Origin of the sequence: Thiorhodovibrio winogradskyi, from assembly GCF_036208045.1 — a bacterium.
Classification (GTDB): Bacteria; Pseudomonadota; Gammaproteobacteria; order Chromatiales; family Chromatiaceae; genus Thiorhodovibrio; species Thiorhodovibrio winogradskyi.
In genome coordinates this window covers 4224523-4245789 of the sequence record NZ_CP121472.1, presented here as the reverse complement: position 1 = coordinate 4245789, position 21267 = coordinate 4224523, and the positions used below count along the sequence as shown (strand labels likewise).

Sequence of the window (21267 nt, the reverse complement as noted above, 5' to 3'; positions counted from 1 at the left end):
GCGGCGGCTGCTTCAGCCGGCGCGGACACGGCAGCCGGGTGATCACTGGCCGCGTTGCTGGCGCCGCCGATGCCGGTAATGCGCACCTCGGTAAAAGACTGGCGGTGCCCTTGACGTTTCAAGTGGTGCTTGCGGCGGCGGAATTTGATGATCTTGACCTTCTTGCCGCGGCCATGGCTCAGAATCTCCGCCCGAACCTGCTGCCCGCTCAGAAAGGGCTTGCCGACCTGGACCTGATCCCCGTCAGCCAGCATCATGACCTCATCAAAGGTAATCTCCGCGCCCTCGTCAGCGACGAGCTTCTCGACGCGCAATTTGTCGCCCTCGGCGACGCGATACTGTTTGCCACCGGTGCGAATCACGGCGTACATGTGTGGCTCCTCAAGCATGCTGTTTTTCAAGTAAGCCGCGCAGTATAGCTAAGAAGATAACCCTGCGTCAAACCCTAGCTATTTCAAATTTGGTTGTATTTGAGGATGTAGAAGCGGCTTCCAGCCGCTTCGAGACGCACCAGGATGGCGCATCACACCAATGCTCGCAGCGAACTTTAGGTTAGGGGGTCAGACCGTTTCGGCAATCGTCCGTAATGTTTCCAGAAGTAGCGGAGCATGCTGGTGGCATGCCAGCGCATATAGCGCGGATCGTGCCGACTGGTCCGCTGGGCATCGTGAATAATCGAAATGCCAGGATAATAGATCACCTTCCAACCGGCGCGCCAAAGACGAGCGCAGATATCAACATCTTCGTAATACAAATAAAACTTCTCATCAAAGCCCCCGACATCACGAAACGCTTCAGCTCGAAAGAGCATAAACATCCCAGCTACCCAGTCTACCAAAACGGGATGCCGAGTTGTATTATGACTGATATCCATTTTAATGCGCAAAAACTTTGCCAGCAATTGCCGAGGGGTCGGAAAAGAACGCGCGCTATCTTCTAGGTTACCCGATGATGCCAGCACCAAGGGAGCCGCCACGCCAACCCGAGGGTCCGCAAAGCAGTCAAGCAGTTGCGGAAATGGGTTGGTGAGAAACCGAACATCAGGATTGACGACACAAAAAAAGGGCGAGCCACAATGGCTAAAGGCCGAGTTGTGATTCTCGGCAAACCCCTTAGGCATCCTATTTGTTTTACGCTTGATTCGGCTGGTGCCCTCCACGGGGTATTGATCAGTGGGTGGGAGATTATCAGTAACAAGAATGGAAATTGAAGTCTCAAGTTTGGAAAGATCTTCCAGTAGATTTGCTACTAAGAAATCTTGATTGTGACTGACAATAGACACCAGCACATTGCTCGTGAGAGGGTAATTCAATGGAGTGCTCTCATTTATCTGCGGTTGGCAGAAAATCCAACAATGACACGCGGCATCTTGGACCACAAAGGGATTCTGTCTGAAGCACGAGCGACATAGCTATGCGCCGACTCTTTTGCATCATTGGCAATCTACGCAACTCGTGTTAGATTCTACAATCTCTCATCGTGAATTTTCTCGATAACAGCCATTGTTTCTCGTGCTGTTTTAACCCAAGAAAACTGACTGGAGCGTTTTCGGCCAGATTCGGCTAATGTTTCTCGAAGATGAGGCTCAGACAGTAGCCTAATCAAACCACGTTTAATCTCCGTTTCATTTGTTGGGTCAACCAGTAAAGCCGCGTTCCCTGCGACTTCTTTAGTCGCACCAATATTGCTGGTCAGGACGGGAACGCCTAAGGACATTGCCTCTACCACGGGAAGACCAAAGCCCTCATAAAGCGATGGATAAAGAAACGCCTTGGCTCCACGCAAAAGTTGTACAAGAGTTCCATCGTCAAGGTGACCAAGGAACTCAATTGGTGCGGAATTCTTGAACCGCCGATCAATCTCATTTGCCATCCATCCTGTTGCGCCAACAACACGCAATTTGGTCAGTCCCCTCACATGATCGTCAATTGCCAACCAAGCAGAGAGCAGTCGAACAAGGTTCTTTCGTGGTTCCAGAGTCCCCAAAAACAACATATAGTCGTAGCCATCTCCACTGGTTCGTTTTTCGTCAATCCGACAAGGATCCCTGCTGAAATCTCGAGCCGCCAAGAAGGTGATGTGAATTTTTCCCCTAGTGTTGGGTATAAGGTGCTGAAGATCGTCACCGGTCGACTTCGAAATAACAAGGATCGCGCGAGCCTTGCGTGCTGCAAGCTTCATCATGACGGGAAAGTAAAATCGTTTTACCTTTTCATGAACCTCGGGAAAAAGCTGAAAGGTCATGTCGTGTATGGTTACCACCATCGGTCGCATCGACAATAGAGGTAAGATGAATCCAGGTCCCCAATGGACATGGACACCCAAGACCTTTATCCACAAAGGTAGTGCGAACTGTTGCCATAAAATACGAATAAATCGATTGTTGGGGGCGGATACAAATCGGAATCTGTTATCGAGATCAAGCTGCTTGAGATGCGACAAGGCGTTCGGTGTCGCAAAAATCACGAACTGGTGTTTTAGCTTAGGATTCAAATTCCACGCATGAAGAATCTCGCTCAAGTAAACCGCCGTGCCAGTTTTTGCTGCACCTAATCCAGTTGAATCAATGCTAATTCTCATTGTTCGTAGTAGTGAAACCCTTGCTTAAGGCCCAACTTTATCAGTCATGCAAGATGAGCTAGCAACGCGGCAAATTTCTCACCCTCATCATTCCAAGTCCAGTTTTCCTTTTCCGTGACTGAGACATTCTGCTTGTTTCCGATGCCGCTCACAATTTTGACGAGTCCATATTTTATGCCTTCAATAGTCGGCGGTACATAGATGGCGCTTGAACCACCAGCCTCACGCATTTCGGGTATGTCAGAGGAAATTACAGGAACCCCATAGCGAAGCGCTTCTTGGACTGGAAGTCCAAAACCTTCATACAAGGATGGCATTACGACAGCCAACGCACCAGCATAAAGGGCAGCGAGGTCATTGTCGGGAACGTAACCTGTTTGAATGATAGGTAGCCCTTTGGATTGGGCATCGAGTACTTTGCGGCGTAACTTACGATTTCGCCATCCTTGCTGACCGACGAGGACGAGACCAATCGTCTGAAACTGGTTTTCGACAGTCAATTGAGCCAAGGCGTCAATCAATACCATCAAATTTTTGCGCGGCTCCAGTGTCGAAACAGAAAGAAAATAGGGGAAATTAATTCGATAGCTTTTAAGCAATTCAAGTGTATGGCTGAAGTCTAGCGGCGCGATAAGTAGATCAGAAGCGGGACGAACAATCGCATCTGTGGTATATCCATAGAGTTCATGCAATCGGTTTGCGGTGCCTTGAGAAATCGTAACGATACGATTGGCACGTTTTAGGCTATAGTTAAAAAAAAGATAATATACCAAGCGATGTTTAATATTCAGTGTTTCGGGAAATAGCTTAAATACAAAATCATAGATAGTGAGTACTGCGGGAATACTTGCGGGTAATCCGGGGGGTAAGAAGTTGGCACATCCCCAAAAAAGGTCAACTTTATCTTCACTAGCGAGATAACCCGTGCGGGAAAAATACCAAAGTGCCGAGGGCATTGGTAGAGCGAATGCAAGATGGTCTTTTCGTTGATTCCAGCGCGAGCTGTTGACGGGCAGATTTATGGGTCGATTGGCATAGACGAGAAAGCGCGCATCAGGAAATATCTTATCTAGCGTCAGACAAAGGGCCGTGACATACCGGCCAGTCCCTGCGGAAGGACCATAAAAAGGTCGACCATCCAGACCGATCAACATATCTTTCAAGCGGGCTTGTTATTGTGGACTTAGTGCGGATCTTCCCTTGGGCCTGATGATAAATCGAGCCAAAGGCAACGGCACCAAGCGCAGTCTGGGCTTCCGCCTTGATGTTGACAGGTCAGGATGGTTTGTTTCCGCAAGCGGCGAGTTCTGGTGACGCGGATTATGATCAAGGCCCGAGAGTCTTGTATTAGTATGTCGATGACCAGTCCGAGAAAGGCGGAAATAAATCTCTCTTACGCGCGAATTAGTTGACTAACATGGATACGCAGCGAAGACCGACATGTAGTCAGCCGGGTAATGGCAAGAGGCGATGCGGATGCCTTACTCATGGCGGTCAAGCACACGATAGCCTTCGCTAGAGCAGAGCGCATCGCGCTCCGCTTCTTTTAGATCTTCACGCATCATCTCTTCAACTAGGTCTTTAAACTCAATGCGAGGAGACCAGCCCAACTCGGTGCGGGCCTTAGTGGCATCGCCGAGCAAGGTCTCGACCTCGGCTGGACGGAAGTAACGCGGATCAACCGCGACAATGCAGGCGCCGCTGTTGGAGTCGAAGCCCTTTTCTTCCACGCCATGGCCTTGCCACCGAATTTCAATCCCAATGGACTGGGCTGCTGTTTCTACAAATTGACGAACCGAATATTGCGTTCCTGTCGCGATAACGTAATCTTGCGGGCTTTCTTGTTGAAGCATCAGCCACTGCATCTCGACATAGTCACGTGCGTGGCCCCAATCCCGTTTGGCATCCAGATTACCCAGATACAGCCGTTCTTGCATGCCGAGCTTAATGCGTGCTAGCGCACGGGTGATCTTGCGGGTGACGAAGGTCTCACCACGCAAAGGGCTCTCGTGGTTAAACAAAATGCCGTTACAGGCGAACAGGCCATAAGCCTCTCGATAGTTAACGGTGATCCAGAAGGCATAAAGCTTCGCCACAGCGTAGGGTGAGCGGGGATGGAAGGGCGTTGTTTCAGTCTGAGGAACTTCATGCACCTGGCCGTAAAGTTCTGATGTCGATGCTTGATAGAACCGGGTCTTTTGCTCAAGTCCAAGAATTCTGATTGCTTCAAGCAAACGCAGCGTACCGAGCCCGTCCGAGTTGGCGGTATATTCCGGCTCTTCGAAGCTCACCGCCACATGGCTCTGCGCAGCCAGATTGTAGAGCTCATCTGGCTGAACCTGCTGCATGATGCGGATAAGGCTGGATGAATCGGTCAGATCCCCATGATGCAAAATGAAGCGTCGTCCCGTCTCATGAGGGCCTTGATATAAATGATCAATACGGTCGGTGTTGAAAAGTGAGCTTCTTCTCTTTATTCCATGAACTTGATAACCTTTTTCTAATAACAATTCAGCAAGGTAAGCTCCATCCTGACCGGTTACCCCTGTGATGAGTGCTTTTTTCATGGCGGTTATAATTAAATGCTCTGTGATAGTGTTGTGGTTCAGGTTGCATTTTCTAATGCAAACATATTGTGACAAAAGAGCTCGGTAGCAGTCGCTTGTTAAAGAAGAGATGCAACATGTATTGAGGAAAGCTGGACAGGTATCGCTTAAACCAACCTACCCGGTATCGTTAATGCTTGCATCATTACTGAGACTAGAGAATAGCCGTGGTGATGGTTGCGAACTGCGGAGGGATCTAGCTAATTGGAACGTCCCATGCGCCCGAGCAGAGAAGTGGCGCCCTCCATGACCTTCAGCAGCGGGCCAAGGCGCGGCTCGAGTTCCAGCCCGTCGAGGAAGTTTTTCACATAAAGCCCCAGTTCGGTGCTGCCGCCGAGGCGCAGGCGGCGGTTGAAGAATAGGGTGTCAGGGTCTTCGCGGCGGGTGGCGAGCAACAGAAACTCGTAGGTGTTGCCCTCGATGCTCAAGTCCTCGGCCTGTTCGCGGCGGGCGGCCCTGAGTTTGGCGTTGCTGAGTGTCAGACGGTATTCCAAGCCGACATCCTCGACACGAATGCGCATGACTTTTTCGTCGAGAAAATCCAGCTCGCCGTCGGCCAGTTCGGGCGCGAACAGACGGTTTAGGATTTGAGTGAGGGCACCGGTTTGCAATCGCGACGGCACCAGACCAAGTGGCCAGGTGAACAGACGCGGAATGGTGGGGGATTTTTCGCTCGATTGGGTTTGCACGGGTAAAGACATCATGGTGATTGATCTGGCCAGCCTCGACTGATCTGGTTGGGTCGGATGGGGTCCGTTGCGGTGGTCTGGATCCCTTGACTGGGGTGGTTGGGTCGGAAGGTTTTCAGCTGATCAACCGCTCGATGCGGTCTGGAAAGTCCTCGCGCAGCCGCCGCCATTCCATGATGAACCAAGGCGTGACCCGGTCGGCCTCATCGACCAGGAGGGCGTCGGTTTCGTTCAGGCCAAACCAGCGGCAGTCGGCGATTTCGTTGGGGTTCAGGTCAATGCCTTGGGCGTCGCTCAGGCGGCCAAGATAGACCGAACAGAGTTCCCGCTCCGAGCCGATATCGCCGAAGGGCGCGTGATACTCGAACCGATAGATGAACTCCAGTTCGGTATCCACGGATAACTCTTCATGCAGGCGGCGGTGAATGGCCTCCTGGTAACTCTCGCCCCGGCGCGGGTGGCTGCAGCAACTATTGGACCAATACAGCGGCCACAGGGGCTTCTCGCCACTGCGCTGTTGCAGCAGCACCTGGCCCTGGGGGTTGAATAGAAATATTGAAAAAGCGCGATGCAGCATCCCAGCGCCCGCGTGGGTCTGGGCCTTGCTCTGATAGCCGGTGACCTGGTCAGCGGAGTCCACCAGAATCAGGGGTTCGTCATCAAAGGAAACGGTACGGGGAGTGCTCAATCCTACCTCATTATGCCGGTTCGTGTGGGAGCGGCTTCAGCCGCGCCTGATGTTGTCTGGTTGCCGTCTGGATATTATCGCCATCGGCATAGATTGGCAGCAATCGCGCGGCGGATCAATTGGCACCGCGCGATTGCGCCCCTGCCTTAGCCGGCAACCTGCTCGTGCAGGCCTTCTTTCTCCATCAGCGCGATGCCATAGTCGATGGCCACGGCATAGGAGATATTGGTATCGCGTGGGGGTTTGCGATCCCACTCGGTACTCCCGCGCGCCACCTCGGCTGGCTCGAAACGTCCGCTGACCAGGCCGACAATGTGCCCATCGGCCGCATGCACCAGGGGGCCGCCAACATCGCCGTCCTGCGCCATGTTGTCGAACAGGATTAGATTGGTGCCGTTGGGGGTCAAGATTTTGGCCGCCACGAAGCCGCCGACGGTCAAAATGGTGTGCAGCTGATCATGGCCAAAGGCATAACCCAGGCTCATGATGCTGGCCCCGGGGCGGACATTCTCGGCGGTACCGAGAAAATCATCCGGCACGCCAATGTCGATGTTTTCCTCCAACTCCAGCTTCAGCAGCGCGGTGCCATGCGCGGCGTCGAGTTGGGAGACCCGCACCGGCATGGCCGCGACACGGTCAAAGGTCATGGGGATAAAGCCATCGCCGGCATCGGTCGGGGCGACGCGCAGATTCTCCGGGTTATTGACCAGATGCGCGGCGGTGAGCAGATAGCCCTTGGAGTCGACCAGAAAGGCGGTGCCGAGAAAGGCCACCTGCTGGCCGTCGTCGCGCAGCAGCATCATGCAGCCGCCACGGAATTTTTGGCTGAGACCTTGCAGCATTTGGGTTAGTCCTCCTGCGCTTGGGTGGACGCCTGGGTGGAAGCAGGCAGCCAGGCGCCAACCTGCTTGGGATTGTTGAGCAGCCAGCGTTGGGCTTGCAGGTAGGGGTCTTGATCTCCCTGGGTGTTCCAGACCAATAACTGCTCCATCTCCTCCGCTGTCCAATGGAAGTTATCCAAGAGAGCATGGGCCTCGGGGTTGTCGGCCTTGAGTCCCTTGCGTGCCATGGTGTGGATGGCACCTGTGCCACCATAGATGCCCTTGGGATCATCGAGGAAGCGCAGCGACCAGCGCCCGAACATCCAGTGTGGTTGCCAGCCAGTGACCACAATCCAGCCTTTGCGTGCGATGGCATCCGACAGGGCCTGGGTCATGTGCTGCTCCGAGCCACTGCTGAGGTGGAAGTCCGTGAGTCCATAAGACTCAAGGGCGCGCCTGGTCGCGGCCATGATGCCGGCCTCGGGGTCGATGCCGATAATGCGCCCGCCGAGGCGCGCCCGATGCGCGGCCAGATCGGCGATGGACTCAGCCGGCATCAGTCGTGGTGTGCGCGCCCCGGTCGCCCCGGTCTGACGCCCGACATTCACATCGGGCACCACCAGCCCGGTGCGAGTGCCTTCCAGATTGGGGCCCAGGTCGTCGAGCTCGTCACCATAGCGGCTCATATACTCGGCGTGAGTATCCGGTAGCCAGGCCGACAGCAGGGCATCGGCCTCGCCATCGGCGACCTGGCGCCACATGTTCTCGGCCGTGGTTTCCACCAACAGGCAATCCTGCCCCAGGCGCTCGCGCAGCACGGCACAGATGAGGTTGGCGCTGGCCACGGACGAGGACCAGTCGACATAGGCGATGCGCACCGGCTCGGCGGCCTGGATGGCACCGCTGCCCAGGATGCTCGTCAGCAATAGCGCCAGGGGCGTCAGCCAGCGACGGGGAAAGCTCTTGGTTAGCCTGATCATGATTTTCCTCCAGTGACCGGGCGCGGACGCACGGCTGGCCCCTGATGCGGCCGCCCAACCCAGAACTGCCGGCGCCCGAAGGTCGGCATTTTGCGCGTCGCGCGGGTGCTGAATTTCTGTACGGTGTTGTCCTTGAGCGACACCGAGAAGGACTGGCCGGTCTGGTACTCATGCAGCCCCTTGTAGAGTGCCCAGCAGATGCCAAGCAAAATGATGGCGAAGGGCAGGCCGGTGGAAATAGCCGCTGTTTGCAAGGCGACCAGTCCGCCGCCCAATAGCAGGGTCGCGGCCACCAGGCCCTCCATCACCGCCCAGAAAATCCGCTGGATTTTGGGCGGCTCGGTATTGCCGCCGGCGGTGATGATGTCGATGACCAGGGAGCCGGAGTCGGACGAGGTGACAAAGAAGGTAATGATGACGATCACCGCCAGTATCGAGCTGATCGCGCTGAGCGGGAAGTTCTCCAGCAGCACGAACAGCGAGACCGGTAAATTGTCCTGCACTGCCTTGGCGATGCCGCCAGCCCCATACATTTCAATTTCCAGTGCCGCGCCGCCGAAGGTGCTGAGCCACATGAAGGTGATCAGCGTCGGAATCAACAGCACGCCCGCGATGAACTCGCCAATGGTGCGTCCGTAGGAGACGCGCGCGATGAACATGCCGACAAAGGGCGACCAGGCGATCCACCAGCCCCAATAGAATACCGTCCAGCCGTTTTGCCACTCGGTGTTGTCGTAGGTTTCGTTCCAGGTACTGAGCGAGGGAAAGTGCTGGAAGTAAATGCCGATGTTCTCGACAAAGGCATTGAGGATAAAGAGTGTCGGGCCAAACAAGAGCACAAAAATCATCAGCGCGGAAGCCATGACCACATTGAGCTGACTAAGGAATTTTATACCCGCATCCAACCCGCGCACCACCGACCAGGTGGCGATCGCCGTGATGCCTGCGATGAGCAGCATCTGTACCAGGGCACTCTGTGGAATGGCCGGAACCAGATGATTCAGTCCGGCATTGACCTGCTGCACGCCGAGCCCCAAGGATGTCGCCACGCCGAACATGGTCGCGACCGTGGCCATGATGTCGATCACATTGCCGATGGGACCATAGATGCGCTCACCAAAGATGGGGTAGAAGACCGCGCGGATCGACAGCGGCAGGCCCTTGTTGAAGGCGAAAAAGGCCAGCGCTAGACCGACCAGAGCATAAACCGCCCAGGGATGTAGCCCGAAGTGCAGAAATGTGAAGTCCATGGCCACCCGCGCCGCCTCGGGAGTGCCCGGTTCGGCCAGGGGTGAGGCCACGAAGTGAAACATGGGCTCGGCAACGCCGTAAAACAGAAGCCCAATGCCCATGCCGGCGCTAAACAGCATGGAAAACCAGGCGGCGTTGGAGAACTCCGGCTTGGCTCCCTCGCCACCGAGGCGAATGGCGGAGAAGCGCCCGAGCAGCAGGGTAACCACGAAAATAAGAATGACATTCATGGTGCCGACAAAAAACCAGCCGGCGTAGGTGGATACCGCGCTCTGCACCTGGGCGAAGAGGTCATCGACGCGGCTTTCAAAAAACAGGGTGAGGAGGACAAAGAAAACAATGAGTCCCGCCGAGATAAAAAACACCCAAGGGTGAACATCAAGCTTGAACCAGGCATCCGGGCCGGTAGGTGGCGAAGAATCCGGATGTGCTGGAGGATTGGAGGCGTGATCAGACATCGCCGGTTACCTTTTGGCAGATTGACACGCGACTGGGCCAGCACGGCCGTCGCGGGCGCGCAGCTATCAGCGCGATGAGAGACAGAGCCCAGAATGCACGCATGCGACGGGCTCAAGGGGCAGTGATCGCAAGCCGCCATTCGATCATCTTAGTGAGACCGGGCGGAAACTGGCCCGCGGACGCCAGCTATGCGGATCATGCGTCAGGTTAACCCAAGTGGGCTGTGATCTGAAGCTTGAAGTGTGAAGTTTGAAGTGTGGCCTTTGATGGTCCGCTTCGGATGTGCGACAGGTTTGATTCGCAATGCGGGGCCGATATCTAAGACCACAGCTCCTTAGCCGACAGCCTCGACCGTTTGCTGGGCGATCTCAAGTTCCTCGTTGGTGGGAATGACCAGCACCTTGACCGGGCTCTCGGCGCTGCTGATCATCCGCTCGCCGCCTGACTCGGCGCGGTTGGCGGTTTCGTCGAGCACGATTCCCAGCGGCTCCAGCTTGCCGCAGGTGCGCGTGCGCGTCTCGGCATCGTTTTCACCGATGCCGCCGGTGAAGACCACGGCGTGCACCTCGCCCAGCACCGCCATGTAAGCGCCAAGGTATTTTTTCAGACGGTGGCAGAAGATCCCCAGGGCCAGTTCGGCCTTGGTGTCACCCTGTTCGATGCGGCGATGGATTTCGCGCATATCGTTGACACCGCAAAGCCCGATCAGGCCGCTCTGGCGATTGAGCAGTTGGTCGATTTGCTGATGGTCCAGCCCGAGATGCTGCATCAGGTAAAGCAGGACGGCGGGGTCGATGTCGCCGCAGCGGGTGCCCATCACCAATCCCTCCAGAGGCGTCATTCCCATGGATGTGTCCACACTGCTGCCGTTACGGATGGCGGTGGCGCTGGCACCGTTGCCCAGGTGCAGGGTGATGAAGTTGCCGCGGTCGAAGGAGCGGCCAAGCATGGCCGCCGCGCGCTTGCCGACATAGGCATGCGAGGTGCCATGAAAGCCATAACGGCGCACCTGGTGCTCGCGATAGAACGCATCGGGGATGGCATAGCGGTAAGCCGTGCGCGGCATGGTTTGATGAAAGGCGGTGTCGAAGACCGCCACTTGGGGCACGCCGGGAAAGAGTTCGCGTGCCACCAGTATGCCATCGAGATGGGCCGGATTGTGCAGTGGCGCCAATGGGATCATCTGACGAATCGCGGTGATCACATCCTCGTCAATGACCGTTGGCAGGTGAAAGGCCTCGCCGCCATGCACGACGCGATGGCCCACTGCCTTGAGCTCAGCCTGTTTGGTCAGGGCGCCGGTGTCGCGCAAGTGCGCGACTATCTGTTCCAGCGCCACGTGATGGTTGACGATGGGATGATGCTGGTCGAGCTGCCGGGACTGCCCGCCGTCCTCGATCCAGCGGAGGTTGAGGAGTGCATCCTCCTCGCCAATGCGGCTGATGCTGCCAGAGGCCACGACTGACCAGCCGGCGATCTCAAAAAGTTGGAATTTGATCGACGAACTGCCGGCATTCAGGACCAGAACTTTCATGCGGTGGGCTCCTGTGTGGGGGAGGGCGTTTCGGATTGAGCGCGCGCGTCGGCGTCGCGCTGCTCGGCGCTGGCTTGCTGCGCCTGAATCGCGGTGATGGCGACAGTGTTGACGATGTCGGTCACCGTGCAGCCGCGGCTCAGGTCGTTGATGGGCTTGTTCAGACCCTGCAACACCGGACCGATGGCCACCGCGCCGGCGCTGCGCTGCACGGCCTTGTAAGTGTTATTGCCGGTGTTGAGGTCCGGGAAAATAAACACCGTCGCCTTGCCGGCGACTTCACTTTCCGGCATTTTCGAGCGCGCCACCACCGCATCGACGGCGGCATCGTACTGAATGGGCCCGTCAAGTTTCAGGTCCGGGCGGCGCGCACGGGCAATGGCCACCGCCTCGCGCACACGCTCGACATCCTCACCCTTGCCGGATGCGCCAGTGGAGTAGCTCAGCATGGCCACGCGCGGCTCGACACCAAAGGCGGCCGCCGTGCCAGCGGAGGTGATGGCGATGTCGGCGAGTTGCTCGGCGTCCGGATTGGGATTCACGGCGCAATCGCCATAGACCAGTACCCGGTCAGCCAGACACATGAAAAACACGCTGGAGACCAGGTTGGTGTCAGGGCGAGTCTTGATGGTCTCAAACGAAGGGCGAATGGTGTGTTGGGTGGTGTGGGCGGCGCCAGAGACCATGCCGTCGGCATCGCCGACATAGACCATCAGGGTGCCGAAATAGCTGACGTCTTCCAGCGCGTCATGAGCCATCTGCTGGGAGATACCCTTGTGCTTGCGTAACTCGAAATAGACGTTTGCGTATTGATCGCGCTCGGGTGAATTCACCGGATCGATGATGCTGATCCCATCGAGTTGCAGACCCAGTTCACCGATGCGGCGGCGAATTTTGTCCGGATCACCGAGCAGGATCAAGTCCGCGACGCCGCGCAAGCTGAGAATCTCGGCCGCGCGCAGGATGCGCTCGTCGGTGCCCTCGGGCAGCACAATGCGCTTGCGCTCGGACTTGGCGCGATGAATCAGCTCGTACTCGAACATTAGTGGCGTCATCCGCACCGAATGATGTTTGAAAATGCGCTGGTGCAGATCAGCGACGTCGACGTGGTTCTCGAACAGACCGAGCGCGGCGGCAATTTTGCGATCATCGCCGGCCAGGATACTGGATTCCACCCGATGCACGCCCAGAGCCGTGGTAAAGGTATCGGTCGGCACGCTGAGCATGGCGACCTTGTTGCGGCGCAGACCTTCGATCAACCGCTGAACATGCGGGGCGGGCTTCAAGCCGCCACTGAGCAGCAATCCCGCGACGCGCGGGAAGTTGGCCGAGGCATCCGCCGCCAGGCTGGCGAGGATAATGTCGCTGCGGTCGCCCGGGGTGATGATCAGACAGCCGTCCTCGACATAGCCGAGAAAGTCCGGGATCTCCATGGCGGCGACCTTGTAGTTGGTCACCACCTGATTGTGCGCATCGGTTTCGCCAGCGAGCCAGTCGGCGCCGAGCATTTTGGCGATTTCACCAATGGTGGGCTGCGCCAGAGTGTCCATGTAGGGCAGGACATAAACGGTTTCCGCCTCGGGGAGGGCGGCACGCGCGCGCCTGAGGACGGTATCGATATCGTCGGGATTGACGCCATTGACCACGGTCGCGAGCAGATCGCCGCCGCGGTTGATCAAGGACTCATGCGCCAGTTGCACCGCGTTGAGGGTTTCTTCATGACCGCGACTGAAGCCTTTCACCACGGCCACGATGGTGCAGCCGAAGTTATTCGCCAAGTCGGCGTTGAAGTCGAACTCCAGCGATGGCACCAAGCCATCGAAGTCCGTCCCGGCGCAGAGCACCAGATCGCATTTCTCCTCGAGCAACTTGAAGCGGTTGAGAATCAGCTTGAGCAACTCGTCGTAATGGCCGCTGGCCACCAACTCGCTGGCAAGCCCGGCGGTGCAGCCATAAAGCATGTCATTGGCGAAGGGAAGGTCGTAGCGCTGTCGGATCAGGGTGGTCAGGTTGTCGTCGTCGATTTTTTTGTTGACGATGGGGCGAAAGAAGCCGACGCGTTGGTTGATTGCTGTCAGCATCTCCATAAAGCCGAGCACGACAGCGGACTTGCCGCTGCCTGAGCCGGCGCCGGCGATGTAAAGGCTTTGCATGCTGAAACCTCTGTGGTCAGAAATTAAGGTCGCTGAAGGAAAAGTCGGCCATTCTAGAATTGTTGGCGTTTTGTGTCTCGTGGGAATTCCGAGCTTGCGGTATACAAAAGCACCCTGGCAGTCCACAATCAAGCCTCATTCGGGGCGGTTGGTCGCTGAAGACTGAGCTTAGAGGGTGTCCCGCGGCCCGTCGTCCGCCGCGGATGGCCAGCCATCCCCCAACCATCCCCCCAACCATCCCCCCAGCCATCTCGCCAGCCATCTCGCCAGCTATCTTGCCGAGAGGAACAAGATGCACAATCATCATGCCTTCAATACTTGGCGCGCAATGGCCTGTGTCTGCGCTCTAGCCTGCGGTGTCTTGCCGTATCTGGTGGCCGTCTTTCCAGCGCGCGCGGCTGAGTCTCCCACTACCGGATCCACTGGCGGATCCACTGGCGGATCCAGTATTGAGCCCAGCGTCTATCGTTGCACCATGCCCGATGGGCGCATTGAGTTTCGCCAATTTCCATGTCACGGACGTGACGAGAGTCTGCTGATGGAGATTGATGATCGCCCCAGTGGTTGGACACCACCGGACCCGGCCGAGGTGTTCAAGGAAGAGCGAGCAACAACCGACCGCTCCAGCGGGACGCGCGGGGCCAGCAGCGATGCCCGCAAGGCAGCGGCGGTTGATCGTCGCCGCGAGGAAAAATGCTGGAAGAAGGAGCAACAGCTCGAACAAGTCAACCGCAACCTACGTGCCGGTTACAAAATCGGCGAGGGCCAGCGGTTGCGCCATAAGCGCGCGGAGTATCAGGATTATCTCAGGAGATTTTGCGATTGATGATGGCTCAGTTAGCGATGCCAAGACAGCAAACACAATCAGTCAGCGAGCGCGATTGGGACTCCATCGACAGCGTCTTTCTGGACATGGACGGCACCCTGCTTGATCTGCATTTCGACAATCATTTCTGGCTGGAGCATGTGCCCAAACGTTATGCCGAGGCACGCGGCTTGGCGTTGGAGAAGGCGCGCGAGTTTCTGTTCGCTCAGTACCGCGCCAAGCGCGGCACCCTGGCCTGGTATTGCATCGACCATTGGAGCGAGTTGCTTGGGCTGGATATCGCGCTGCTCAAGGCCGAGGTGGAGCACCTGATCGCCGTGCATCCGCTTGTGCCGGAATTTTTGGAGGCCTTGGCGACGCGGGGCAAGCGCCGGGTGCTGGTGACCAACGCCCATCCGCGCTCCCTGGCGCTCAAGATGGAACGCACGCGCCTGGCCGGGCATTTCGAGCGGGTGATCAGCGCGCACGATCTCAGGCATCCCAAGGAGGCCGCGCCCTTCTGGCGGGCCCTGCAAGAGGTCGAGCCCTTCGATCCCCGGCGCACGCTCTTTGTGGATGATAATCTGGATGTGCTGCGCGCAGCGGCGGATCATGGCTTGCGCTGGTTGCTGGCCATGTTGCAGCCGGACTCCAAGTTGCCGCCCGCGCGGATCAGCGAGTTTCCTGCTGCGCTTGGGTTTGCTCCATTGATTGCGGAGTTGTTGGGCTCATCGGCCCCGTAGCAGGTGGAGCTTGGTTAGCATATTGCCGAGACAATCTGTGAGCCGGGCCGCGCTCGTGACCAGGGCTTGGCCTAGCGCCGAAAATGGCGTCAAATCGGTGATCGGGCGCGCCATCCAGGGCGATGCGGACTTCGACCCTTTGGCGATCCCGGCTGATCGACTCAACGGAGATCCAGCTTGAGCAGCGACATTTCAATTAACATCGGTGCGCTCATCGATGCGGAGCAAGTTTTTCTCGAGCACGATTCGACGCTGTCCGACGCCCTGACGCTCGTGACAACAGGCGGCCAAACGACTGTCTTGGTCATGGATCCAGGCCGCCAACCGCTCGGCGTGGTGACGCAAGCGACCTTGCTGGCGGCCTGGCAGAGGGGCCTGCCGGTGACGGCATCCGTGGTCGAGGCGATGACATCGGACTTTCTGGTTCTGACCGAGGGGCTTGACCCGCGCAATGCCTGGACGCGGTGCCAAGCCGAGTCGTCGCTGCCGCTCGTGGTGATGGACCTGGCTGGCAAAGCCATGGGCGTGCTTGCGGCCGATGCGCTATTGAAAGCGCTTTGCGAGGCGCCGTCGCGACTGCTCACCGAGTGTCAAAAAAAGGAGGTTTCCCTCGCCGAGCAGGAGGCTAATTTTCGAAATTTCTTCAATACGATCAGCGATTTTCTCTTTATTCTCGACGGCCAGGGACGGGTTCTGCACGCCAATGCCGCGGCGGTCGAGCGTCTTGGCTATCGGCACGATGAACTGATCGAACAGCCCGTCCTCCTATTGCATCCCGAGGACCGACAGGAGGAGGCGGCGCGGATTGTCGCCGAGATGCTGGCGGGTCGGGTGGACCATTGCCCGGTGCCGCTGCGGCGTCGCGACGGCGGCACCATTCCCGTGGAGACCCGGGTGGTGGCTGGTCGATGGAATGGGCAGCCGGCGCTGTTCGGCGTCTCCCGCGATCTCTCGCAACTGGCCGCCTCGGAGGAGAAATTCGCCAAGGCTTTTCATTTAAGTCCGGTCGCGATGGCGATCAGCGGACTAGATGACGGTGTTTTTCTTGAAGTCAACGGCGCCTTTAGCCGCGTGACCGGCTACACCAGCGACGAGGCTATTGGCCACAGCTCAAAGTCTTTGCAACTCTTTGTTCATCCCGAGCAGCGAGAACGGATGGTTCGGCAGGTGCGGGCCCTCGGATCGGCGATTGGCGTCGAGATTCAGATTCGCCATCGCGATGGTCAGATTCATGATGGCCTATTCAATGCCGGCATGATCTGTCTCCAGGATCGTAAGGTGATGCTGACCCAGATGCTCGATATCAGCGCGCGCAAACAGGCCGAGGAGCGCTTGCGTCTGGCCGCGCGGGTCTTCGATCATGCGCAAGAGGGCATCATCATTTGTGACGCGGCGGTGCGCATTGTCGAGGTCAATCCGGTGTTCAATCGCATAACCGGTTTTGCCGCGGCCGAGGTGCTGGGGCGCAATCCGCGTTTTCTTGCCTCCGGACGCCATGGCAAGGATTTCTACCGCGACATGTGGCAGACAATCGATGCGCGGGGCTACTGGCAAGGGGAGATCTGGAATCGCCACAAAGCCGGGCATCATTATGCCTGTCTGATGAGCATCTCCCGGGTCTGTGATGAACAGGGCGAGCCGACGCATTACATCGCTGTCTTCTCGGACATCACCTTCAACAAGATGCATCAAGAGAAGCTCGAACAGCTGGCTCACTTCGATCCCCTGACGCGCCTTCCCAATCGCGTGCTGCTGGCTGATCGCATGCGACAGGCCATGGCTTATGCGCAGCGAAATAACCAGCTTTTGGCCGTCTGCTATCTTGACCTGGACGACTTCAAGCCAATCAACGACAGTCATGGCCACGACATTGGCGACCTGCTGCTGGTGAACATGAGTGAACGCCTGCTTAAGATCCTGCGCGGCCAAGATATGATCGCGCGGCTCGGGGGCGATGAGTTCGCGCTCTTGTTCGCCGGACTGAACGCTGCCGAGGACTGCGAGCCCTTGGCCGCGCGAGTGCTGAAAACGCTGGCTAAGCCGGTGCTGATCGATGGCAGGCGGCTCCAGATTACAGCCAGTCTGGGCATGACCCTATACCCGGCCGACAACGCCGATGCGGACACCTTGCTGCGCCATGCCGATCAGGCGATGTATCAGGCCAAGACGACCGGTCGCAACCGCTTCCACCTGTTTGCTGCCGGGGCTGATCAGCAGGCGCGGGCCGAAAACTGAAGGCATCAAATCTTCATGCACATTATGATGACGAAGCATCGGATTTCGGCTTGGACCGTCGCCGCCGGCGCTTTTTCGGTTTCTCGCCCGCATCCGTCTCGGCTTTGTCTAGCGTCTGGACATCATGCTTGTGCTTGGATTTGTGCTTATGTTGATGATCATGCCCGTGACCACTCTTGCCGTCGTGCTCGCGCGTGTTACGCCGTGGCGGGCGGACTCGGCTTGAGGGATCGATCTCGGCCAGCAGTTCGCCGCCCAGGGTGCCCACGGGAATTTTCGCGCCGATGTAGTCTTCGATCTCTGGCAGGCAAAAGGCATAGGTCTCGCAGACAAAGCTGATGGCATCGCCTGCCGCGCCGGCACGCGCGGTGCGCCCGATGCGGTGGACATAGTCCTCCGGGTCTTCCGGCAGATCGTAGTTGATCACATGGCTGACATCGGGAATATGCAGTCCGCGCGCGGCCACGTCGGTGGCGACCAGCACCGGCAGCTTGCCCTCCTGAAAATGGCGCAGCAGCCTCAGGCGCTGCTTTTGGGGTACGTCGCCCGAGAGCACGGCGGACTCGATGCCATTGCCTTCCAGGTAGCTCCACACCAGCTCGGCTTGACGTTTGGTGTTGATGAAGACCATGACCCGACCATCGTCAATACCACGCAGCAGGCCGATCAGCAAGGGGATTTTCTCATCATTGCCAACCATGTAGCAGCACTGGGTGACACGGTCGGCGGTGACCTTGTCCGGTCGGATTTCGACCATCAGGGGGTCGTTCATGTGCTCATAGGCCAGCTCGGTGACCCGATAAGACAGGGTGGCCGAGAACAGCATGCCCAGGCGCTCCTCGGGCGGCGGCATGCGGCGCAGGACGAAGCGGATGTCCTTGATAAAGCCAAGATCGAACATGCGATCAGCCTCGTCGAGGATGACCACCGAGATGGATTTGAGATCGAACACCCGCTGCTTGAAGTAATCGATCAGCCGCCCGGGGGTGCCAATCAGGATATCCACTCCGGCGCCAATTTCATCGCGCTGTTGCTGGTAACCGGTGCCACCATAGGCCAGGCCCAGGCGAAAGCCGGTATGCTTGGCCAGCACCAGGGCGTCTTTGTGGATCTGCACCGCCAGCTCGCGCGTGGGGGCGAGAATCAACACCCGCGGGCCGCGCGGCGGGCGCTCCGGGTCGGGCGGGTGGCGCAGCAGATGATGCAGGGCGGCGACCAGATAAGCGGCGGTTTTGCCCGTGCCCGTCTGCGCCTGGCCAGCGACATCGCGGCCTGATAATGCAATGGGCAGGGCCTGGGCCTGGATGGGGGTGCAGAAGCTGAAGCCGGCCTCGTTCAGACCGTCGAGAATGCGCGGGTCGAGTGCGAAGCTGTCGAACCGGGTTTCCGTAAGATGGGTTTCAGACATGAAAAACTGTTATCGCTCCGATCTTTTTGCCGCCGGGTGGCGACAGGACTTGCAAAACTTGATATCTTTGGCTGAAATAGCATCTTACCCGAGGGTGTGGTACAAGGCGAGATCGCGGGCGCCATTCCCTGCCGCTTGTTCCAACGCCGCTGATCCTGTCAGACTTGCCCCTGCCAAAACTTACCCTGCCAAAACTTAGCTGACAGAGCTTGCCCTGTCAGACCTGTTAATAACTGTTATTCACTGTTATAAATCGGCTGTCTGTGCTGCAGTGTGAGCGGGGTTGTCATCCGGATAAGCCGGGCATGACAGCGTCGGTCGGGATTCAGAATGATGGGGCGCAAGCTTCGCCCCAAATGTCCCCCAATTTCCCAGGCCTTGGTCGCTGCCGCATGGCGTCACCTTGCAGCCGGGCAACCGCTAGGCGCGCGTGCGACCGCTCAATCCCAAACTAAAACGCTGACCTCTCAATGGAGACTGTACACTGTGAGCGATAAAATCCTCCATGTAACGGATGACACTTTCGAACAGGATGTTTTGCAGTCCGCGACACCTGTGTTGGTTGATTACTGGGCCAACTGGTGCGCACCTTGCAAAATGATTGCGCCAATCCTCGAAGAGATTGCCGAGGAATATGGCGAGCGCATTAAGGTGGCCAAGGTTGATATCGATGAGAACCGTGCCGTTACCGAGCGCTTTAATGTGCGTGGTATTCCAACCTTGATTTTGTTCAAGAACGGCGAGGCCGAGGCGATCAAGGTCGGTGCCGTGTCCAAATCCCAACTCACGGCCTTTATCGATAGCAACCTCTAACTCGCGTCGCGACGGTGTGCATGGCGACGCTCTCGGCTGCGCGTTGCGACGCCCGACAGCTATCTCCTGACCTGTTATTCGCCCCAACCTCCGTCGCGATCCCGCGGTTGTCGGTTCCGACGCCGTTCCTTCCTTCGCCCACATCCCGCACCGCATCCGCCGACCTTGCGAAGGTTGCCCGGACGGCGGCCTTTTCCATGCGGTTTTCGAGCACCTCTAATGAATCTCACTGAATTAAAAAAAATGCCCATCCCGGGTCTGGTCGAACTGGCGCAGTCCATGGAGATCGAAGGGGTGGGTCGCTCGCGCAAGCAGGACCTGATCTTCTCCATTCTTAAGGTCCAGGCGAAGCGTGGGGAGGATATCTCCGGCGACGGCGTGCTGGAAATTCTCCAGGACGGTTTCGGCTTTTTACGTTCGGCTGATGCGTCCTACCTTGCCGGCCCGGACGACATCTATGTCTCGCCGAGTCAGATTCGACGCTTTGCCCTGCGCACCGGGGATACCATTTCCGGCAAGATTCGCCCACCGAAAGAAGGCGAGCGTTATTTCGCGCTGCTCAAGGTCAGCGACATTAACTTTGACCGGCCGGAGAATACCAAGAACAAAATCCTGTTCGAGAATTTCACGCCGCTTTTTCCGCAAAGGCGCCTCGGGCTTGAGATTGGCAATGGCAGCACCGAGGACATTACCGCGCGCATCATTGATTTGGTCGCACCCATTGGCCGCGGCCAGCGCGGGTTGATTGTCTCTCCGCCCAAGGCGGGCAAGACCATGATGCTACAGAATATCGCCCAGTCGATCGGGCACAACCATCCCGACTGTTACCTGATTGTGTTGCTGATAGACGAGCGCCCGGAAGAGGTCACTGAAATGGCCCGCTCGGTGCGTGGCGAGGTGATCTCCTCCACCTTTGACGAACCCGCCACTCGCCACGTGCAGGTGGCCGAAATGGTCATCGAAAAGGCAAAACGCCTGGTCGAGCATAACCGTGATGTGGTGATTCTGCTCGATTCCATCACCCGTCTGGCACGTGCCTACAACACAGTGGTGCCATCCTCGGGCAAGGTGCTGACCGGCGGCGTGGATGCTAATGCGCTACAACGCCCCAAGCGTTTTTTCGGCGCTGCGCGCAATGTGGAAGAGGGTGGCAGCCTGACGATTTTGGCCACCGCCCTGGTCGACACTGGCTCGCGCATGGACGATGTGATTTACGAGGAGTTCAAAGGCACCGGCAACATGGAGATTCACCTCGACCGGCGCATCGCCGAGAAGCGTATCTTCCCGTCCATCCACATCAATCGTTCCGGTACTCGCCGCGAGGAGCTGCTGATGGCCCAGGCCGAGCTGCAAAAGATGTGGATTTTGCGCAAAATTCTGCATCCCATGGATGAACTCGCGGCCATGGAGTTTCTGGTTGACAAGCTCAGGCACACCAAGACCAATGGGGAGTTCTTCGATTCCATGCGCGGCTAGTCTCGGGGCCTGGCCGGGCGTTTGGA

Annotated in this window: 17 protein-coding genes and 1 pseudogene; 5 read left to right on the top strand and 13 right to left on the bottom strand. The window is 57.6% G+C overall.

The window, feature by feature from the left end; genetic code table 11:
- Nucleotides 1–68: 68 nt before the first annotated feature.
- The 12 genes and pseudogenes from rplU to pta all read right to left on the bottom strand — a co-directional run.
- A pseudogene (gene rplU, locus Thiowin_RS19330) lies at nt 69–371 on the bottom strand (50S ribosomal protein L21); the annotation flags it as partial.
- A gap of 176 nt (nt 372–547) precedes the next feature.
- Nucleotides 548–1312 (bottom strand): glycosyltransferase family 2 protein, encoded by a 765-nt coding sequence (locus tag Thiowin_RS19325; RefSeq protein ID WP_328984595.1) that lies wholly within the window; start codon nt 1310–1312, stop codon nt 548–550.
- Nucleotides 1313–1464: 152 nt separating this feature from the next.
- Nucleotides 1465–2520: a glycosyltransferase family 4 protein gene (locus tag Thiowin_RS19320; RefSeq protein WP_328984594.1), complete on the bottom strand. Its 1056-nt coding sequence runs from the start codon at nt 2518–2520 to the stop codon at nt 1465–1467.
- 104 nt (nt 2521–2624) lie between these two features.
- The gene (locus Thiowin_RS19315) at nt 2625–3734 is read right to left on the bottom strand and encodes a glycosyltransferase family 4 protein (RefSeq protein ID WP_328988127.1); all 1110 of its coding nucleotides are present in this window, start codon (nt 3732–3734) and stop codon (nt 2625–2627) included.
- Between the two features lie 327 nt (nt 3735–4061).
- Nucleotides 4062–5147, bottom strand: a complete 1086-nt coding sequence (gene gmd / locus Thiowin_RS19310; RefSeq protein ID WP_328984593.1) for a GDP-mannose 4,6-dehydratase — start codon at nt 5145–5147, stop codon at nt 4062–4064.
- A gap of 239 nt (nt 5148–5386) precedes the next feature.
- On the bottom strand, nt 5387–5890 hold the full coding sequence (gene ubiT, locus Thiowin_RS19305) for a ubiquinone anaerobic biosynthesis accessory factor UbiT (RefSeq protein WP_328984592.1): 504 nt from the start codon (nt 5888–5890) through the stop codon (nt 5387–5389).
- A gap of 100 nt (nt 5891–5990) precedes the next feature.
- Nucleotides 5991–6563 carry an isopentenyl-diphosphate Delta-isomerase gene (gene idi, locus Thiowin_RS19300; RefSeq protein ID WP_328984591.1) on the bottom strand — a complete coding sequence of 191 codons (573 nt, stop codon included), beginning with the start codon at nt 6561–6563 and terminating at the stop codon, nt 5991–5993.
- A 146-nt stretch (nt 6564–6709) separates the two neighbouring features.
- A complete protein-coding gene (locus Thiowin_RS19295; RefSeq protein ID WP_328984590.1) occupies nt 6710–7405 on the bottom strand; it encodes a S1 family peptidase in 696 nt (231 codons plus the stop codon).
- Between the two features lie 5 nt (nt 7406–7410).
- Nucleotides 7411–8364: a glycine betaine ABC transporter substrate-binding protein gene (locus tag Thiowin_RS19290; protein WP_328984589.1), complete on the bottom strand. Its 954-nt coding sequence runs from the start codon at nt 8362–8364 to the stop codon at nt 7411–7413.
- Nucleotides 8361–10073 (bottom strand): BCCT family transporter, encoded by a 1713-nt coding sequence (locus tag Thiowin_RS19285; protein WP_328984588.1) that lies wholly within the window; start codon nt 10071–10073, stop codon nt 8361–8363. Before Thiowin_RS19285 ends, Thiowin_RS19290 begins: the two co-directional genes overlap by 4 nt.
- A 335-nt stretch (nt 10074–10408) precedes the next feature.
- A complete protein-coding gene (locus Thiowin_RS19280) occupies nt 10409–11608 on the bottom strand; it encodes an acetate/propionate family kinase (RefSeq protein ID WP_328984587.1) in 1200 nt (399 codons plus the stop codon).
- Nucleotides 11605–13761 carry a phosphate acetyltransferase gene (gene pta / locus Thiowin_RS19275; RefSeq protein ID WP_328984586.1) on the bottom strand — a complete coding sequence of 719 codons (2157 nt, stop codon included), beginning with the start codon at nt 13759–13761 and terminating at the stop codon, nt 11605–11607. The genes Thiowin_RS19280 and pta overlap by 4 nt, the downstream gene beginning before the upstream one ends.
- A gap of 292 nt (nt 13762–14053) precedes the next feature.
- On the opposite strand from pta, the gene Thiowin_RS19270 reads away from it, so the two are divergent.
- From Thiowin_RS19270 to Thiowin_RS19260, 3 genes are all read left to right on the top strand, one after another.
- Nucleotides 14054–14587 (top strand): hypothetical protein, encoded by a 534-nt coding sequence (locus Thiowin_RS19270; protein ID WP_328984585.1) that lies wholly within the window; start codon nt 14054–14056, stop codon nt 14585–14587.
- A gap of 17 nt (nt 14588–14604) precedes the next feature.
- Nucleotides 14605–15309: a GMP/IMP nucleotidase gene (gene yrfG, locus Thiowin_RS19265; protein ID WP_328984583.1), complete on the top strand. Its 705-nt coding sequence runs from the start codon at nt 14605–14607 to the stop codon at nt 15307–15309.
- A 177-nt stretch (nt 15310–15486) separates the two neighbouring features.
- Nucleotides 15487–17544 (top strand): sensor domain-containing protein, encoded by a 2058-nt coding sequence (locus Thiowin_RS19260; protein WP_328984582.1) that lies wholly within the window; start codon nt 15487–15489, stop codon nt 17542–17544.
- 22 nt (nt 17545–17566) lie between these two features.
- On the opposite strand, the gene Thiowin_RS19255 is transcribed toward Thiowin_RS19260, so the two are convergent.
- Nucleotides 17567–18952 (bottom strand): DEAD/DEAH box helicase, encoded by a 1386-nt coding sequence (locus Thiowin_RS19255; RefSeq protein ID WP_328984581.1) that lies wholly within the window; start codon nt 18950–18952, stop codon nt 17567–17569.
- 486 nt (nt 18953–19438) lie between these two features.
- Between Thiowin_RS19255 and trxA the strand changes: the two genes are divergently transcribed.
- The gene (gene trxA, locus Thiowin_RS19250) at nt 19439–19765 is read left to right on the top strand and encodes a thioredoxin TrxA (protein WP_328984580.1); all 327 of its coding nucleotides are present in this window, start codon (nt 19439–19441) and stop codon (nt 19763–19765) included.
- Nucleotides 19766–19984: 219 nt separating this feature from the next.
- Nucleotides 19985–21241: a transcription termination factor Rho gene (gene rho, locus Thiowin_RS19245; RefSeq protein ID WP_328984579.1), complete on the top strand. Its 1257-nt coding sequence runs from the start codon at nt 19985–19987 to the stop codon at nt 21239–21241.
- Nucleotides 21242–21267 lie beyond the last annotated feature (26 nt).

What these genes read in the sequence shown, in the direction of transcription:
- Thiowin_RS19315 (WP_328988127.1), bottom strand. Translation starts at nt 3,734, where the DNA reads ATGTTGATCGGTCTGGATGGTCGACCTTTTTATGGTCCTTCCGCAGGG.
- gmd (WP_328984593.1), bottom strand. Translation starts at nt 5,147, where the DNA reads ATGAAAAAAGCACTCATCACAGGGGTAACCGGTCAGGATGGAGCTTAC.
- ubiT (WP_328984592.1), bottom strand. Translation starts at nt 5,890, where the DNA reads ATGATGTCTTTACCCGTGCAAACCCAATCGAGCGAAAAATCCCCCACC.
- Thiowin_RS19295 (WP_328984590.1), bottom strand. Translation starts at nt 7,405, where the DNA reads ATGCTGCAAGGTCTCAGCCAAAAATTCCGTGGCGGCTGCATGATGCTG.
- Thiowin_RS19290 (WP_328984589.1), bottom strand. Translation starts at nt 8,364, where the DNA reads ATGATCAGGCTAACCAAGAGCTTTCCCCGTCGCTGGCTGACGCCCCTG.
- Thiowin_RS19285 (WP_328984588.1), bottom strand. Translation starts at nt 10,073, where the DNA reads ATGTCTGATCACGCCTCCAATCCTCCAGCACATCCGGATTCTTCGCCA.
- Thiowin_RS19280 (WP_328984587.1), bottom strand. Translation starts at nt 11,608, where the DNA reads ATGAAAGTTCTGGTCCTGAATGCCGGCAGTTCGTCGATCAAATTCCAA.
- pta (WP_328984586.1), bottom strand. Translation starts at nt 13,761, where the DNA reads ATGCAAAGCCTTTACATCGCCGGCGCCGGCTCAGGCAGCGGCAAGTCC.
- Thiowin_RS19270 (WP_328984585.1), top strand. Translation starts at nt 14,054, where the DNA reads ATGCACAATCATCATGCCTTCAATACTTGGCGCGCAATGGCCTGTGTC.
- yrfG (WP_328984583.1), top strand. Translation starts at nt 14,605, where the DNA reads ATGCCAAGACAGCAAACACAATCAGTCAGCGAGCGCGATTGGGACTCC.
- Thiowin_RS19255 (WP_328984581.1), bottom strand. Translation starts at nt 18,952, where the DNA reads ATGTCTGAAACCCATCTTACGGAAACCCGGTTCGACAGCTTCGCACTC.
- rho (WP_328984579.1), top strand. Translation starts at nt 19,985, where the DNA reads ATGAATCTCACTGAATTAAAAAAAATGCCCATCCCGGGTCTGGTCGAA.